A 14,885-nucleotide genomic window follows, 5' to 3' on the forward strand; every position below is an offset into this window, starting at 1 on the left:
TTTTATCCATTCACTTTGAAATTGAAAGTACTTTCAGATGATTTATAAGATTCACTCCCGACTGTTGGCCATTAAAGTTCTCTTGTTGTGGCTTGCCTTGCTGAATGTTGTCACCGTTGGCCTGGACTATGGACAGCGTCTGTTGTTGTGGCTTTGGGACAGACTTCGAAGCCTTGGTGTGAAAACATTTCTCCGCAGCCTGGTGTCGCGCTACCTGCTCTATGTCACGTTGATCAACAGCGTGCCCGTGGCCGTGTTGGGATGGCTCTACTTTGGCAACTACGTGGTGCTGGCTGCCATCATCTCGCTGCATCAATCGAAGTGGTGGGCGATCTATAAACTGCTGGCTCTAGTGGTCGCGTTGTGCCACGCGGCATACTCGATTGTGTTGCTGCGGCGAAGAAGCATTCCGCTGCTCTATTTTGTTTCGTTGCTGGTGGCGTTCATGCCGTTTGTCTATGCCTACTGGATGTATCAGGACCAGGTGCTCGCCTATCAGTTCCATCCCTATCCGCTCAATGTGTTGTCGATCCTCATTCATCATTAATGCAAATCGCTTATGAATGTAAAAATGATTTTACCCGCCCTCACCGAAGCCGAAAGTCCGTTTTGGAGGCCCATCAAGTATTCGCTCTTCCCGCCCTTGGGACTGGCCACGCTGGCCGCCTATCTCTCACCCGACGACACCGTATGTCTTCAGGACCAGCACGTCGAAAAAGTTGATCTCAGCGACACACCCGACCTGGTGGTGATTCAGGTCTACATCACCAACGCCTATCGAGCCTATTCGTTTGCCGACCACTATCGTGCAAAGGGTGTTTATGTTATTCTCGGCGGCCTGCACGTCACATCGCTTCCCGAAGAAGCTGCGCAACACGCCGATTCTATTTTTCTTGGACCGGGCGAAGAAACGTTTCCGCAGTTCCTGAAAGACTTCCGCGCAAAGCGGCCACAGAAAAGATATTTTTCGGCCACACGTTCGCTGGTACACGTTCCGCCCATTCGCCGCGAGTTCATCAAACGAAATCTCTACCTGGTGCCCAACTCCATCGTGGTCACACGGGGCTGTCCGCACCATTGCAACTTCTGCTATAAGGATGCCTTCTTTGAAGGGGGCAAGTCGTTCTATACCCAAACCGTTGACGCTGCGCTCGCGGAGATCGACCGGCTGCCCGGACGTCATCTTTATTTTCTGGATGACCATTTGTTGGGCAACGTGAAATTTGCATCGGCCCTGTTCGAAGGCATGAAGGGTATGAACCGCGTGTTTCAATCGGCGGCCACAGTCGACTCCATTTTGCGCGGTAACCTCATTGAACAAGCTGCCGAAGCCGGCCTGCGAAGTTTGTTTGTGGGCTTCGAAACCTTCTCGCCCGAAAATCTAAAACAAAGCAACAAAAAACAGAACCTTCTCAAAGACTATGAACGCGCCGTGAAGCGCCTCCACAGTCTTGGCATCATGATCAACGGCTCCTTTGTGTTCGGACTCGACGACGACGACCAGGATGTTTTTAAGCGAACCGTCGCGTGGGGTGTTGAGAACAGCATCACCACCTCCACCTATCACATCCTGACACCCTATCCCGGCACCTCGCTCTATGCAGACCTGAAACGCGAAGGAAGAATAATGACCGACAACTGGGATTTGTACGACACCCGGCACGTGGTTTACAAAACCAGAAAGCTTTCGCCTCAACAATTGGAAGAAGGTTATCACTGGGCCTACCGCGAATTCTACACGTGGTCGAACATTGCCCGCGCCAGCCTTCATCATGAATCTCCCAAGCACATGCTGAAACATTTTCTGTATAGCGGTGGCTGGAAAAAATTCGAGCCTCTCTGGAACATCGTCATCAAATCGCGCAACCTGGGCACGATGCTGCCTTTGCTGGAGTCCATTCTGTCAAAGGTGAACTACACGTCTGAAAAAAAACAAAACAACATTCCGGTCGCCGAGGCAATTCCCGCTTCCTGACGATCGACTTCACGATTATCCTATCATCCTAAACAAACATCTTTATGGAAACACTTCCCACAACTCCAATCTCGATCCTCGAACGCTTTAATCGATGGATCCAGGAATCGATCATGATCAAGCTTTTCTCGATCGGCTTCCTCATCCTCATCCTGCTCATTCCGTCGAAATGGATCACCGACCTCATCTATGAACGCGAAGAGCGGGCCAACGAAGCCGCGCAGGAAGTCGCCGACAAATGGTCGGGACCTCAAACCGTCTATGGTCCCATGCTGGTGGTTCCCTATCGGAAACAGGAAATTGTTGAAAACGACAAACATGAAAAACAAATACGCGAAACCATCGACAAGGCATTTTTCCTTCCCGAACAGTTGCAAACCGATGGCACCGTAGATACGGAAACACGCGGCCGCGGAATTTTTAATACGATCGTCTACAGCTCCAACTTGAAAATGAAGATCACGTTTGGCACGCCTGATTTCAAAAGTCTTTCCATTGCCGACGACAAGGTGTTGTGGAACGAAGCCTACATGGTGCTCGGCCTCTCTGACCTGCGCGGCATACGCGACACGCCCGACATGCAGGTGGGCGGCATCGCCATTCCCGCCGAGCCTTCCAACGACATCGGCGTCTCCTATCGTCTCCCCCCGCGCGCCTACAACGACAACGACGTTCACGTTTCCGCGGTGAACACCGGCGACAGTCATACCTACGGCATCGTAGCAAAACTGAACTGGGCCTCGGCTCAATCGTTCAAAGGCGATGTGAACATCAACCTCAAGCTCAAAGGCAGCACGCGTCTCAATTTTCTTCCCACGGGAAAAACCACCAGCGTGAAACTCACCAGCCCCTGGCAACATCCCAGCTTCGACGGCGAATTTCTTCCCGACGAACGGAAGGTTTCCGAAAGCGGTTTTGTCGCCTCCTGGAAAGTGCTTCACTTCAATCGCCCTTTCTCCCAACAATGGACCGGCACCGACGAACAACTGAACGGCGGCGACTTCGGCGTCAAATTTTTGATACCCGTAGACCAATATCAAATGACCATGCGCACCTCCAAGTACAGCGTGCTCATCATCCTGCTCACATTCGTAGCATTGTTTCTTGTGGAGATGACGCAAAAGATCCGCATACATCCCTTCCAATATATTTTGGTAGGCGCCGCACTCATCATCTACTACACCCTACTCCTAAGCCTCTCCGAGCAGGACAAGATTGGCTTTCACCTCGGCTATATCATTGCGTCCGGAATGACAGTAGCCCTCATCAGTTTCTATTCACTGTCATTCCTGCGAAGCGGCAAACTCAGCATTCTTTTTTCATTGCTGCTAATCATTTTCTACTCATTCATCTTTGTCATCATCCTCCAGCAAGACTTCTCACTCCTGCTGGGCAGCATAGGATTGTTCCTGATTGTCGGACTGCTAATGTATTTCTCAAGAAAGATAAATTGGTATAACGAACCCGTTGTGTAAGATGCGGTTCCTTGCGCCCCAGGCGCAAGGAACCTTTTTCCTTTGAAGCGCAGGTTGAAAATTGACAGTTGTTGTAGCGTTGTGCTTTTTGCCACGTGCACCTTGCCTCTCACGAACGTGAGCATGTTTTTTGAACGTTCATCAAGGTGAGAGTAGGAGGCGCGAAAAAAGACGTTTGTATACTTTGACTGCGCAAAGTATACAAACGTCTTTTTCGCGTTGTAGAACTTTAAAACACTTCGTGTTTTAAAGTAACTTATAGATCGGAAATACGCGTATTGACATCGAACCGGGTGCGTCCGAATTTCAACGGCGTGGCGGCCCTTAAAACTTATATAAACTTTCATTCCTGTCTACTCGAAGTTGAGCGACTCAGGCCTTCCATAAGAGAATTTACAAAAAAGAGATTATTTTAAATTAGAGCATCCCATGCATCTTCACTAAGAGAATGTCTACGGCCAATGGTCGTCGGTTGTTGGCAACCGACAGCCATTTGCAGTTGTCCGTCCATTGGAACATAGACCATAGACATACATCATAGACATAGCATTTTATTCCATTCATCCACACCCATGCCCCACACGCACAGCTCTCTCCAGCATGCCTCCATCAGGGCCTGAGCTTACCTTCGGCCTGGTCATGGCATGTGCGGGTAAGGTCTAGCCCTGATGGAGGCATGCGGGGCCTCCGCGGCCCGGGAGCGGGGCTATGAAAAGCGAAAGACCCCCTAAAGCAGATTCCCTCCTATCGCACTGAACGCTCAGCACAAAAAAGGCGACGCCAAAATTCTAGTCACACACAACAATAACTTTTAGCAGCAATTCATTAAAATAAGAAGCCCGTAATACAAAGTATTACGGGCTTCTTACGTATTGACAAGTTTCTCTATTCTTTATCCAAAAAAGGATACCGATAATCTATCGGCGTAACAAAAGTCTCCTTAATCGTCCGAAGCGACGTCCACCGAAGCAGATTCACCTTTGCCCCGGCCTTATCATTCGTCCCCGAACCACGGGCTCCCCCAAACGGCTGCTGCCCCACAACGGCCCCGGTAGGCTTATCGTTGATGTAGAAGTTTCCAGCGGAGTTGGAAAGTTTCTTAGTCGCCAGCTCCACAGCATAACGATCCTTTGCAAAAATAGAACCGGTAAGCGCGTAGGGCGATGTACTATCTACCAACTCCAGCGTCTGCTCAAAGTTCTCTTCATGATAGACATATACCGTGATGACCGGCCCGAAGATCTCTTCACACATAGTGATAGACAAGGGGTCTTTCGTTTCGATCACCGTGGGTTCGATGAAGTATCCTTTCGATTTGTCGTAGCCACCACCCGCAATGATTTCGTTGAGCGGATTCTGACGTGCTTTCTCGATGTAGCCCGAGATGGAGTTGAAGGCGCGCTCGTCGATAACGGCGTTGATAAAATTGCCGAAGTCTTCGGTGGGCCCCATCTTGAACGTTTTCAAATCTTCGAGCAGGAATTTTTTCACGTCGTTCCAAAGGTTTGACGGGATGTAGCAACGCGATGCTGCCGAACACTTCTGTCCCTGAAATTCGAAGGCGCCGCGCGAAATGGCGGTGGCCACTTCTTTGGCGTTGGCGCTCTTGTGCACCATGATAAAATCCTTGCCACCGGTTTCGCCCACGATGCGGGGATACGAGCGGTATTTGTGAATGTTCTGGCCGATAGTCTTCCACATGTTTTGGAACACCGCGGTGCTGCCTGTGAAATGCAGGCCACCAAAGTCGCGGTGGTTAAACACCACCTCGCCCACCACGGGGCCGTCGGCATAGATAAGGTTAATAACACCATCGGGGAGACCGGCTTCTTTCAGCACGAGCATGATCACGTTGGCGGCGTAGACTTGGGTGTAGGCGGGTTTCCAGATCACCGTGTTTCCCATCAGCGCCATGCTGGCGGGCAGATTGCCGGCAATGGCCGTGAAGTTGAACGGCGTCACAGCAAACGTGAAACCTTCCAGCGGGCGATACTCCATCCGGTTCCAGACACCGGGCGACGACTCGGGTTGCTCGGCATAGATCTGCGTCATGAAGTGCACGTTGAAGCGCAGGAAGTCGATGAACTCACACGCTGCGTCGATCTCGGCCTGATAGGCATTTTTCGATTGGCCCAACATGGTGGCCGCGTTGATGGTGGCGCGATAGGGACCGGCAAGCAGATCGGCCGCTTTCAGGAAGATGCTGGCGCGATGCTCCCATCCCAGGCCTGCCCACAATTCTTTGGCGCCCAGGGCGGCGTTGATGGCCTGCTCCACGTGTGTGCTGTCGCCTTCGTGAAAATGGGCCAGCAGGTGTTTGTGATCGTGGGGGGGCGTGATGGCTATTTTGTTTCCGGTGCGCACTTCGTCGCCGCCGATATACATGGGAATGTCAAGCACTTTGCTACGGCCTTCTTCGAGGGCGCGCTTCAGGGCTGCGCGTTCTTTGCTGCCGGGTGCATATGACAACACGGGCTCGTTGCGAGGTGTGGGTACGTTGAAAAATCCTTTAGGCATATAATGAGTTTTGAGTTTTCAGAGGTGCAAAGGTAACAGCGGCGATGCTCCAATCAAATCGGTTTCAGAGGATGGCGTAGAGCTCGTGCAGGCTGGCAATTTCATAGTCCGGCGTGGATTCATGGCGCACGCGTTCGGGGTTGAAGTAGACGGCCTCCACGCCGGCATTCCGTGCCCCGCCAATGTCGGTCACCAGGTTGTCGCCTACCATCACGGCTTCGTGATGTTTTATCCCGTTAAGGTCCAGGGCATAGTCGAAAATTTCTTTCCGGGGTTTCTTGTGGCCGGCCTTCTGCGAAGTGACCACGTGGTCGAAGAAGTGCTGCAGGTTGCCCGACGCCAGTTTGAGGTGTTGAATTTCTTCGAAGCCGTTGGTGATGACCGTGAGCTGGTAATGTTTTTTCAGATAGGTCAACACTTCGAACGCGTGGGGAATGAGGTTGCCTTTCTGGGGACACGTGTGAAGATATTCGTGCGAAATATCATAACACAATTTTTCTTCGTAGGCTCCAAAGGGTGTCAGCACTTTTTTGAAACGCTCTTTGCGAATCACGTCACTGTCGATGAGTCCCTGATCATACAACACCCAGAGGGCTGCGTTCACCGTTTGAAATTCTTTCAGAAAATGTTCGTGGCTGGTCACACCACGTTCCTGAAGACGATGGTGTTCATAAAGCTCGCGCAGGGTTTCGGCGGAGTTCAGCTCATAGTCCCACAGTGTGTGGTCGAGATCAAAAAAAATAACCTTGTGTTGTTTCGGGGTATCGTTCGGATTTTCCGGGGTCATGCTGTCAATGTTTTTTGGCGTCGCTGAGGCGACTTTTTTGCCATTCCTGAATTTGCAGTTTGTTCACGGCGAGCTCGCGGTTGGTGAACAGGGTTTGATAGGTTTGCTGGTCGCTTTGCAGCTGCGGATCCTTGCGCAGAAATTGGAACACCTGCTTGATGATGTCTTCTACGCCGTCTTTGATCTGGTAAAACACCCAATGGTTGTAGCGGCGCGCATTGAGAATGCCCGAGTTTTTAAGGTAGATGAGATGACGGGACGTTTTGGCTTGTGTGAAGTCCAGAATTTTTTCGAGGTCGGAAATACACATTTCACCATTCATCACAATCAGGCTTAGGATGCGCAATCGCGATTCATCGGCACAAGCCTTGAAAATTTGCGATCCCAGCGTTAGATTAAAGTTTTTGAGCCGCATCGGGGCACGATTTGTGTCGCGTCAAAGGTATGTAAATTAGGCTGGTAAATGGCTTATCTTTATATTTGAAAAAGTGATTATTAACCCCATTCCCGTGAAGTTGACCATCAAGCACGCCATCGGATTTGCCTTCCTCTTCTCATTGATTTTCGGCGCGCTGGAAACAGCCGTTGCGCAGCAACAAAAGAAGCGGGTCATTCAGCTTTCCGGTGTTGTTCTGGAAGAAGATTCCGCAGCCAACAACAGTCGTCCCCTGGCGGGCGTGCACGTGTATGTGCCCAAGGCCGGACGCGGAACCACCACCAACGGCATGGGTTTCTTCTCGATGCCCGTGTTGGAAAACGACGAGATTGTGGTGAGCTCGGTGGGGTTTCAGAAACAGCACTTCACGGTGCCCGCAGGTTCTCCTGAATATCAGACCATCGTGGTCACCATGGTGATGGACACCACCTACCTCCAGGAAATTGTAATCATCCCCTTCCCCACCGAAGAAGTTTTTAAACAAGCGGTGCTCGCCCTCAACATGCCCGTTGACGACAATGGCGTTGACAAACGAAATTTTAATCAGGAACTGATGGCCCTCATGGTGAAGACTGCCCCGATGGACGGCTACCAAAACCAGCGCTACTATCTCGATCAGTGGGCAGGTTCAGCAAACAATCGCTTTCAACCCGTTACCAACCCATTCCTGAATCCGTTCAACTGGGCAAAGTTCTTCAGCTCGCTAAAGAAGGATAAGAAAAAGAAATAGGGAAAGTTTCTAGAGGTACATGTGCACGTACTTCCGCTTGCGCCACAGTGCGGCGCCAAAAAATCGTTTCGGAATTTTATTCATGTTCAGCGTGCCCATGTTCAAGGCAGAGGCGTGCACCTGAAACGTTGGCGTCACTTCCGTGACATAGCCATACAACTTGATGCGCAGTGAGTATTGCCCCTGCGGAACATTGTTCAATTTGAAATTGCCCAGGCTGTCGCTGGCCACGCCGGTTTGAAGCGTGGAGTCGTTGTAGAGCAACACATATACTTTCATGGGCTTGCCACTTTGATAGTCGTTCACTTTACCCACAACCGTGCCGGGTTGCTGAGCTTTGGAAACGGTGGCGAACGCAAAAGACAAAACGGCGATCAATACGACACGCAGCGCGATGGGCTGCAACAAAGATGTTTGTGACTTCATGTTTCTTTCAAATACTTTTTTCCAGGCGGACAACCCCCGGGACGCTTAACACCACTCCGTTGTGATGGCGGAAACGGAACGAAGCAAGATCGCCCCGGTTGTGTCCGTTAAACCAAATACCAAACTTAAAAATTCCGGAAGTTACCGCTCCCGTGATTCAAAAGTACGAACACTGGCTTTGTTTTAAAAAGAAGTTAGACAAAGCGGTAAGATTGCGAGATGAAATCATCCGCCTGCAAGATCAACAAGCCAACGATTAAACAACTAAACGCACTGAAAACGTTTGAAGAATAGCGCGTAGTACGCGGTGGTCAAAAGATTGTTTTCTTTACGATCGTGTGTTTGGTTACACAAGATTTTTTGGATCGATGAAGCGATAAAGGTTCTCTTTGTAGTGCTCGCTGATGGGCACCTGCACATTGGCTATGCTGATCTTTCCCTTGCGTATGGACACAATTTTATCGACCGACACAATAAATGACTTATGCACACGTATGAACTTGTCGGCCGCCAGCTTCTCGTCGATGGCCTTCAGGCTCATGCGCGTGATGATGGGCCGCGTGGCACTGGTGAGAAATATCTTGATATAGTCTTTTAATCCTTCGATGTACACGATGTCGCGGATGTTCACCTTCACCAGGTTATATTCTGCGTTCACAAAAAGATAGTCGGCCGCCACTGCGCTGGGTGCGGGATTGTTTTTCAGGTTGAACAACTCGTGTGCTTTGTTCGCGCCTTTAAGAAAACGTTCGAACGAAACCGGCTTCAACAGATAATCCACCACGTCGAGGTTAAAACCGTCGAGTGCGAATTGTTCGTAGGCGGTGATGAAGATCACCATTGGCGGCACCTTCACGGTCTGCAGAAATTGAATGCCGCTGATGCCGGGCATCTGCACGTCAAGAAAGATCAGGTCGATCGTTTCTTTCATCAGCACTTCGTGTGCTTCGAATGCATTCTTGCAACGCTGCACCATGGTGAGAAAAGGCACCTTCGATATGTTGTCTTCCAACAGATCAAGCGCCAACGGCTCGTCGTCTACGGCAATACATTTCATCATTGCAATATCAGTTTCAACTCCACCACATACCAAGGGTTCGATTCATAGATGTGCAGTTCATGCATATCCTTATACAAAAGGTCCAGACGCCGACGCACGTTCTGAATGCCAATGCCCGAGCTGGCGTCTTTTGTCTCCATTGCGCCACCGCTGAATTTATTGCGCACGCTAAAGTGCAACGCTTCGCCTTCGGTGGTCAGCGTGATGATGATCATCGGATCTTTCATCATGCCGATGCCGTGCTTGAATGCGTTCTCCACAAAAGGAATGAGCAGCATCGGCTCAATGGGCAGATCGCGGCGTAGCGCCTTCACGTCGAAGTTGATGGGAAAGTCTCTTCCGAAGCGCAGCTTTTGCAGGTCGATGTAGCTTTCAAGGTACTCAATTTCCTTGTCTAACGTCACCCGTTTTTCGTTCGATTCGTAGAGCATATACCGCATGAGGTGCGACAACTGAATGATGACCGACTCCAGCTGGTCGGATTTTTTTCGCGCCAGCGACGCCAGGTTGTTCAGCACGTTGAACATGAAGTGCGGGCTCACTTGCGAACGCAACAGCGACAGTTCAGACTTCAGCGTTTCATTTTCCTTTTCCTTCCGCTCGCGTTCAAACTGCACGCGGTCGCTGGTGAGTCGCAGGGCCGTGCTGAGCCCGAACACCAGCAGAAAATTCAGCACGGTGAAATAGAATGGCCGGCCCGGCCGGAAGGTGCCCGACAACAAAAGATCGTTCACCACTTCTGACGCCACCACAACTACCACAAAGCTCAACACGATGGAAAGCAGGTAGTGTTTCCAGCTTTTGCGGGTCAGCACCTTGGGGATGAGCACGTACATGTTCAGGTAAAAGAACGCCACCAGAAAAACGTTGAACACCAGCGAATGCACGCGCATGCTGTGCAGGTCGAATTCGCCGGGCTGGGGTGGCGGCATGTCCATGTGGCGCGCGCGGAAATGTTCCGAATGGCGCAGGCGGTTGGCGTTGCGCGGCGCGCCCATAAACAGAAAAGGCAACAGGATAAACGTTACCCATCCCACCACGTGCAGCGACGCGATGAGCAAGCGATTCAACACTTGGGGTTTGTTGTTTATCATGTTGCCCTTTTCCGCAAAATACTAATTTTTTTTTCCGCGTTAGTCTACGTCGGCGGCGTTCGGATCAAACATCCAGAGGTCGTCGAAACGAAGGCTTGAGCTGCGACCCGTCGACACATAACCTTTGTCGCCCAGCGCAAATCCCACGGCCGCCTCGCGAAGCGATCCTTCAAACGAAGTTTTCTCGGTCCACTGATCAAGTGTAGGGTTGTATTCCCAGATCTGTGCGTCGAGCGTTGAGCGCGTGCCCAGGCCCACATAACCTTTGCCGTTGATGACGAAGGTCACCGCCAGTTGACGCGCAATGGTATAGCCCGAGTCGTTTGCATCATCGTCGGCGGTGTCGTCCTGCAAGTCGTTCTTTTCTGTCCACTTGTCGTTGATAGGATCGTATTCCCAAAACTCCTGGTTCAGGATGCCGTTGTTCATGCCCCCGCCCAGAAAGCCCTTGCCGTCGATGGCAAACGCAAACGCGTTGATCAGTTTATCGCCGCTGTAGCTGGCCTTTTGCGACCAGGTGTTGCTTTGCGGATCGTAGGCATACATGTCTTTCAGATAGTTTCCATCATAGCCGGCACAAACATAGCCGATGTTGTCGATGGCAAACGCGGTGGCTTCAAAGCGGCCGCTGCCGGTGAAGTCGGCCACCTGCGTCCAGCTGTCGGTAAGCGGATCGTATTCATAAAAATCTTTCAGGTAGTTCGTGCCGTCGGAGCCGGTGCCCACATAGCCCTTGCCATTGGCGGTGAACGCCACGGCCGCACTACGCGCGATGCCGGGGAAGTCTGCTTTTTTGAACCAGTTGTTTTTGTCGGCATCATACTGATAGAAGTCTTTCAGCCATTTGTCGCCATCATAGCCAATGCCGACATACACCTTGCCGTCGATCACAAACGACACGGCGCCACTGCGTGCCACACCTTCATACGAAGATTTTTTGTACCAATCACCCAGGTACACGGTCGTGTCGGTCGAACTGCTGCACCCTGTCAATGAAAGAAAGATACGCAAACTCACCAGCAGCGTGGCCCCTACTTTCAGTACTCTTGGAAAATCTACACGTTTACGATTCATGATAAGAAAATTAGAATTTGGATTTTGGTTACATTATTGTTTGGAGCGCGTATACCACACATTCAATTTCACCCGGTAGGCATCGCTGGTGCCGGCGCTCAGGTTCACTTTTTCGACGCCGGTGTTGATGTCTGCCGGAAGGGGCATAATCAACAGGCCGTTGTCCAGGTTGCCTTCTGTGTTCAGCAGTTTTTGCACATACTGCGTGATGGTGAATGTGTAGCCGCTGGAGAGCTGAAGTTCGTTGTCCACACCAAACGTGGCGGACTGTGCCACGCCGGTTTGATAGTCGGCCGCGAGCTGTTGCAAAGGCAGGTTGCTCTTGTCGGTCAGATACAAGGTGAGCGTTCGCGGATAGGGACGGTTTTTGTCAAACGTTTCTTTCACCGGCTCGATGACCAGCTGCGCGTGGTTCACCATAAACACTTCGCTCAGGTCGATGGTCTTGCGCACATAGGGGAACCGTATTTTTGTGACCACGCCGGTGCCGGCTTGTATATACACTTCGTTGTTGGTAACCGAATTGGCCACCTCATGCTCGGGCGTTAGGTCTTTTAGCAACGTGGCCGAGCGGTCGGCGCTGATGGCGGAGTGATTGTAGAGCGCACTGTTGAACGTGAAGTCCTGATGCAACTGCACCAACTTGTCGCTCACATACTGTTTGTAGTAGAGGCGTATCTTCAGGTTCTCCGGGTTGATGGCCACCACCACCGAAGGGTTGGCAGAGGCGTTGACAATGGAGATGCCCTTGAAATATTCGAGGAACCGGGCCTGCTCAAGAAGGGTAGGCAACTGCGCCTGCGTAGACTCCAGCCACTCGCGTCCCAGCATGTCGCTCAACCTGATCCGGAGCGAGTCTGTGCTTGTAGGGCGGAGGCGGATGGCGCGCGATCCCAGCGGCGTGGGGTCTACAGAATGGGTGGTGGTGTTAAAGAGACTGTTGTCCTTATAGAGGGCTGAGTATTGCCCCTCGTTCACCCAAAACATGGGCAGCGCGTGGGTTTTGAAATCGTTCAGCACACGGTGCACGGCGAAAATTTGCGTCTGCGTAGTGTCACCAAAATAGTAGTTGGCTGTCGCCCCACTCTTCTTATAATAGTTGGCAATGAGCACCAGCGAATCGAACGTGGCGCCTGTGGCAGGCAACCACGAGGTGTTGAGCAACTGGCAATAGCCCGTGGCGGTGAGCTTGCCAAGCCTCGGGTCGGTATAGCCACCCACCAGCAACATGCCTGTGGAAGACGTTGGAATGGAATCCAGCAGCACCGTAGAAACCTTCACCGAGGTGGTGTCGGTTAGCACGACGTCGAAGTCGCCTGAGAAATTGTCGCCAAAGCCCAGGGCTCCCGGCTCACTATGGCAACCCCAACCTAAAATTGCCCACACCAAACACCAAAAAGGAAATTGCCACCGCATACGAGATATTGAAAGCCACGAACTTGAGGCTTTCCGCACGCCCGACGAAAAAGAATATATCAACGGAACCTATGTGTAGACCAACCCCAGGAAAGGGCCGACTTGAAAATTCTGTTTCGAATGGTTCTTGGCGGTTAAAATCTTTCTCTTTATTATTGCACCCCTGATTTGAGAGTCAGAAAATTTCGGGGCGTAGCGCAGCCCGGTTAGCGCACCACGTTAGGGACGTGGGGGTCGGAAGTTCGAATCTTCTCGCCCCGACTGATCATCACTCAAATCATAAAGAAACCCTCTGGACTTCGGTTTGGAGGGTTTCTTTTTTATGGTTTATCCTGACAGACTAAACCGCTTCCAATGGTTTCGGCCCTTCCTCTTCTTTTCTTGATCCGCTCAAATGGTCCTTTAACCAGCCATCCAGCTAAGAAACCGTCCTAATTTGAGATTAGTGATTACAAACGGGTGCGCTTCCCGCGAATTCAGGGTATTCGGCATGACGACCATCTTTTCTTTGGATAAATGCCGCCTTCTCCAAATTCTGTTATTGTAGTCTTGACCATAAGTCTTGCTTGTTCAAACAAGTTGTTTTCTCAAATTGAAAAAACTTCTCATGATGAAACCACTAAATAAGGCTGTTTAGGCGTTTTGGTCGCTTGGCACTGGTTTCGCAATACTGCAACCAGTAACAAGAACATAAAAAACCAAAAAAATATGAAAGCAGTTAAAGTTCTCTTCCTGGCCCTGGTGATGGTAGCAGCAATGAATGTGGCGAACGCCGGCGATAAGTCGACTTGTGTTTCGGTCCTTTCTATTAAACGCGACATTTTCTACTTCAAGGTGGCCAACAATTTAACCGGCGCCGCCATTGAAGTCTACTCCTCCACTGGCGAACTGATATACAACGACACCATCACACACCACAAGACCCTTATCGATTTCTATTTCGAACAGCCTGGAACGTTCACCATCAAAATCATCAAAGGATCCCATACCGAATCATTCAACTACGAAAAAACATCGCCCTCGCCTTATCAGGATGCAGCCGAAGGCGCAGAGCATCATGTGATCGTAGGAAAATAAAACATTGCGAAGTAGCCCATCCAACACACACGCACCTCACACTCCCTCCTAAAGCGTAAGTTCTTTACGCTTTATTTTCGTTAGATACCTTTCCACTTTCTTTTCGTCGTTTGCCTTCACCCGGTTCGTGGGAATTTTACTGTTTTTTTTGAATTTTCTGACGTAGCAAAACGCAGCTGACATACCGCTGTCACCCCGGGAATGTTACTTTGTGTTACATTAAACACCAAACCCCCATGGAACACGTAATGGAAACTCCCTCCCAAACCAAAACCACCCTGGCAACGCTCCTGCACGACGTTGCCATCTACAACCAATGGGCTAACCAGACGCTGGTTGACTGGCTGCGGAAAAAGCCTTCCGAATTAATGTATCGCGAAGTGGCTTCCAGCTTTCCGGGAATGAAACTCACGCTGGAGCACATCTGGGATACCCAGCGTTTCTGGCATTGTGTGCTACAGGAAATTCCGGCCCCCGAGTCGTTTCGCTTCAAGCCTTTTGAAGGAACCGTGGAAGAAGTTTTTGACGAGCTCACCCGCCAGTCGGAAGAAATGACGGCCTACGTCAAGTCGCTCGACGACGCAGCCCTTACCGAAATTGTGAGCTTCACCACGCCCTGGGTAAGTGGTTCACAACCGCGCGCCGACTTCATCAATCACGCCTTCTTTCACAGCACCTATCACCGCGGCCAGCTCACTTCCATTGGCCGGCAGCTCGGCTTCACCGATGCGCCCATGACCGACTACAACTTTTATATTCTGATGGTGAAAGGAAAATAGAATCTTCTGAAAAAGTGAAGACATAAAAAAAAGGCCCCG

14 protein-coding genes and 1 tRNA gene are annotated in these 14,885 nt (G+C 50.8%); 7 read left to right on the forward strand and 8 right to left on the reverse strand.

Annotation, left to right across the window (positions count from 1 at the left end):
* The first annotated feature begins 37 nt into the window (after window positions 1-37).
* The 3 genes from JI741_RS03330 to creD are packed head-to-tail and all read left to right on the forward strand — an operon-like array spanning window position 38 to window position 3,450.
* Window positions 38-547, forward strand: a complete 510-nt coding sequence (locus JI741_RS03330) for a hypothetical protein (RefSeq protein WP_202007355.1) — start codon at window positions 38-40, stop codon at window positions 545-547.
* Window positions 548-559: 12 nt separating this feature from the next.
* On the forward strand, window positions 560-1,975 hold the full coding sequence (locus JI741_RS03335) for a B12-binding domain-containing radical SAM protein (RefSeq protein WP_202007358.1): 1,416 nt from the start codon (window positions 560-562) through the stop codon (window positions 1,973-1,975).
* Between the two features lie 44 nt (window positions 1,976-2,019).
* Complete coding sequence (gene creD, locus JI741_RS03340) at window positions 2,020-3,450, forward strand: cell envelope integrity protein CreD (protein ID WP_202007360.1); 1,431 nt, start codon at window positions 2,020-2,022, stop codon at window positions 3,448-3,450.
* Window positions 3,451-4,335: 885 nt separating this feature from the next.
* Here creD and pruA read toward each other — a convergent pair.
* The 3 genes from pruA to JI741_RS03355 all read right to left on the reverse strand — a co-directional run bounded on the left by pruA (window position 4,336) and on the right by JI741_RS03355 (window position 7,169).
* The gene (gene pruA / locus JI741_RS03345; protein ID WP_202007362.1) at window positions 4,336-5,967 is read right to left on the reverse strand and encodes an L-glutamate gamma-semialdehyde dehydrogenase; all 1,632 of its coding nucleotides are present in this window, start codon (window positions 5,965-5,967) and stop codon (window positions 4,336-4,338) included.
* A 64-nt stretch (window positions 5,968-6,031) separates the two neighbouring features.
* On the reverse strand, window positions 6,032-6,754 hold the full coding sequence (locus tag JI741_RS03350) for a YjjG family noncanonical pyrimidine nucleotidase (RefSeq protein ID WP_202007364.1): 723 nt from the start codon (window positions 6,752-6,754) through the stop codon (window positions 6,032-6,034).
* 4 nt (window positions 6,755-6,758) lie between these two features.
* A complete protein-coding gene (locus JI741_RS03355; RefSeq protein ID WP_202007366.1) occupies window positions 6,759-7,169 on the reverse strand; it encodes an ArsR/SmtB family transcription factor in 411 nt (136 codons plus the stop codon).
* Window positions 7,170-7,263: 94 nt separating this feature from the next.
* Between JI741_RS03355 and JI741_RS03360 the strand changes: the two genes are divergently transcribed.
* A complete protein-coding gene (locus tag JI741_RS03360) occupies window positions 7,264-7,920 on the forward strand; it encodes a carboxypeptidase-like regulatory domain-containing protein (protein ID WP_202007368.1) in 657 nt (218 codons plus the stop codon).
* 9 nt (window positions 7,921-7,929) lie between these two features.
* Here JI741_RS03360 and JI741_RS03365 read toward each other — a convergent pair whose 3' ends face one another.
* From JI741_RS03365 to JI741_RS03385, 5 genes are all read right to left on the reverse strand, one after another.
* A complete protein-coding gene (locus tag JI741_RS03365; protein WP_202007370.1) occupies window positions 7,930-8,346 on the reverse strand; it encodes a carboxypeptidase regulatory-like domain-containing protein in 417 nt (138 codons plus the stop codon).
* 346 nt (window positions 8,347-8,692) lie between these two features.
* Window positions 8,693-9,406, reverse strand: a complete 714-nt coding sequence (locus JI741_RS03370; protein ID WP_369411719.1) for a LytR/AlgR family response regulator transcription factor — start codon at window positions 9,404-9,406, stop codon at window positions 8,693-8,695.
* Window positions 9,403-10,500 (reverse strand): sensor histidine kinase, encoded by a 1,098-nt coding sequence (locus JI741_RS03375; protein WP_202007372.1) that lies wholly within the window; start codon window positions 10,498-10,500, stop codon window positions 9,403-9,405. Before JI741_RS03375 ends, JI741_RS03370 begins: the two co-directional genes overlap by 4 nt.
* A 39-nt stretch (window positions 10,501-10,539) precedes the next feature.
* Entirely contained in the window at window positions 10,540-11,574 is a 1,035-nt protein-coding gene (locus JI741_RS03380) for a Kelch repeat-containing protein (protein WP_202007374.1), read from the reverse strand.
* A 33-nt stretch (window positions 11,575-11,607) separates the two neighbouring features.
* On the reverse strand, window positions 11,608-12,960 hold the full coding sequence (locus tag JI741_RS03385) for a DUF4270 family protein (RefSeq protein ID WP_202007376.1): 1,353 nt from the start codon (window positions 12,958-12,960) through the stop codon (window positions 11,608-11,610).
* A gap of 216 nt (window positions 12,961-13,176) precedes the next feature.
* On the opposite strand from JI741_RS03385, the gene JI741_RS03390 reads away from it, so the two are divergent.
* The 3 genes from JI741_RS03390 to JI741_RS03400 all read left to right on the forward strand — a co-directional run bounded on the left by JI741_RS03390 (window position 13,177) and on the right by JI741_RS03400 (window position 14,846).
* A tRNA-Pro gene (locus JI741_RS03390) sits at window positions 13,177-13,251 on the forward strand.
* 447 nt (window positions 13,252-13,698) lie between these two features.
* Window positions 13,699-14,067 carry a hypothetical protein gene (locus tag JI741_RS03395; RefSeq protein ID WP_202007378.1) on the forward strand — a complete coding sequence of 123 codons (369 nt, stop codon included), beginning with the start codon at window positions 13,699-13,701 and terminating at the stop codon, window positions 14,065-14,067.
* A 236-nt stretch (window positions 14,068-14,303) separates the two neighbouring features.
* Window positions 14,304-14,846, forward strand: a complete 543-nt coding sequence (locus JI741_RS03400; protein WP_202007380.1) for a DinB family protein — start codon at window positions 14,304-14,306, stop codon at window positions 14,844-14,846.
* Window positions 14,847-14,885 lie beyond the last annotated feature (39 nt).

Source organism: Chryseolinea lacunae (assembly GCF_016735595.1).
Taxonomy (GTDB): Bacteria; Bacteroidota; Bacteroidia; order Cytophagales; family Cyclobacteriaceae; genus Chryseolinea; species Chryseolinea lacunae.

Excerpts from the sequence above, each read along its gene's own strand:
- JI741_RS03330 (WP_202007355.1), top strand. The coding sequence starts at position 38 with ATGATTTATAAGATTCACTCCCGACTGTTGGCCATTAAAGTTCTCTTG.
- JI741_RS03335 (WP_202007358.1), top strand. The coding sequence starts at position 560 with ATGAATGTAAAAATGATTTTACCCGCCCTCACCGAAGCCGAAAGTCCG.
- creD (WP_202007360.1), top strand. The coding sequence starts at position 2,020 with ATGGAAACACTTCCCACAACTCCAATCTCGATCCTCGAACGCTTTAAT.
- pruA (WP_202007362.1), bottom strand. The coding sequence starts at position 5,967 with ATGCCTAAAGGATTTTTCAACGTACCCACACCTCGCAACGAGCCCGTG.
- JI741_RS03350 (WP_202007364.1), bottom strand. The coding sequence starts at position 6,754 with ATGACCCCGGAAAATCCGAACGATACCCCGAAACAACACAAGGTTATT.
- JI741_RS03355 (WP_202007366.1), bottom strand. The coding sequence starts at position 7,169 with ATGCGGCTCAAAAACTTTAATCTAACGCTGGGATCGCAAATTTTCAAG.
- JI741_RS03365 (WP_202007370.1), bottom strand. The coding sequence starts at position 8,346 with ATGAAGTCACAAACATCTTTGTTGCAGCCCATCGCGCTGCGTGTCGTA.
- JI741_RS03370 (WP_369411719.1), bottom strand. The coding sequence starts at position 9,406 with ATGATGAAATGTATTGCCGTAGACGACGAGCCGTTGGCGCTTGATCTG.
- JI741_RS03375 (WP_202007372.1), bottom strand. The coding sequence starts at position 10,500 with ATGATAAACAACAAACCCCAAGTGTTGAATCGCTTGCTCATCGCGTCG.
- JI741_RS03380 (WP_202007374.1), bottom strand. The coding sequence starts at position 11,574 with ATGAATCGTAAACGTGTAGATTTTCCAAGAGTACTGAAAGTAGGGGCC.
- JI741_RS03395 (WP_202007378.1), top strand. The coding sequence starts at position 13,699 with ATGAAAGCAGTTAAAGTTCTCTTCCTGGCCCTGGTGATGGTAGCAGCA.
- JI741_RS03400 (WP_202007380.1), top strand. The coding sequence starts at position 14,304 with ATGGAACACGTAATGGAAACTCCCTCCCAAACCAAAACCACCCTGGCA.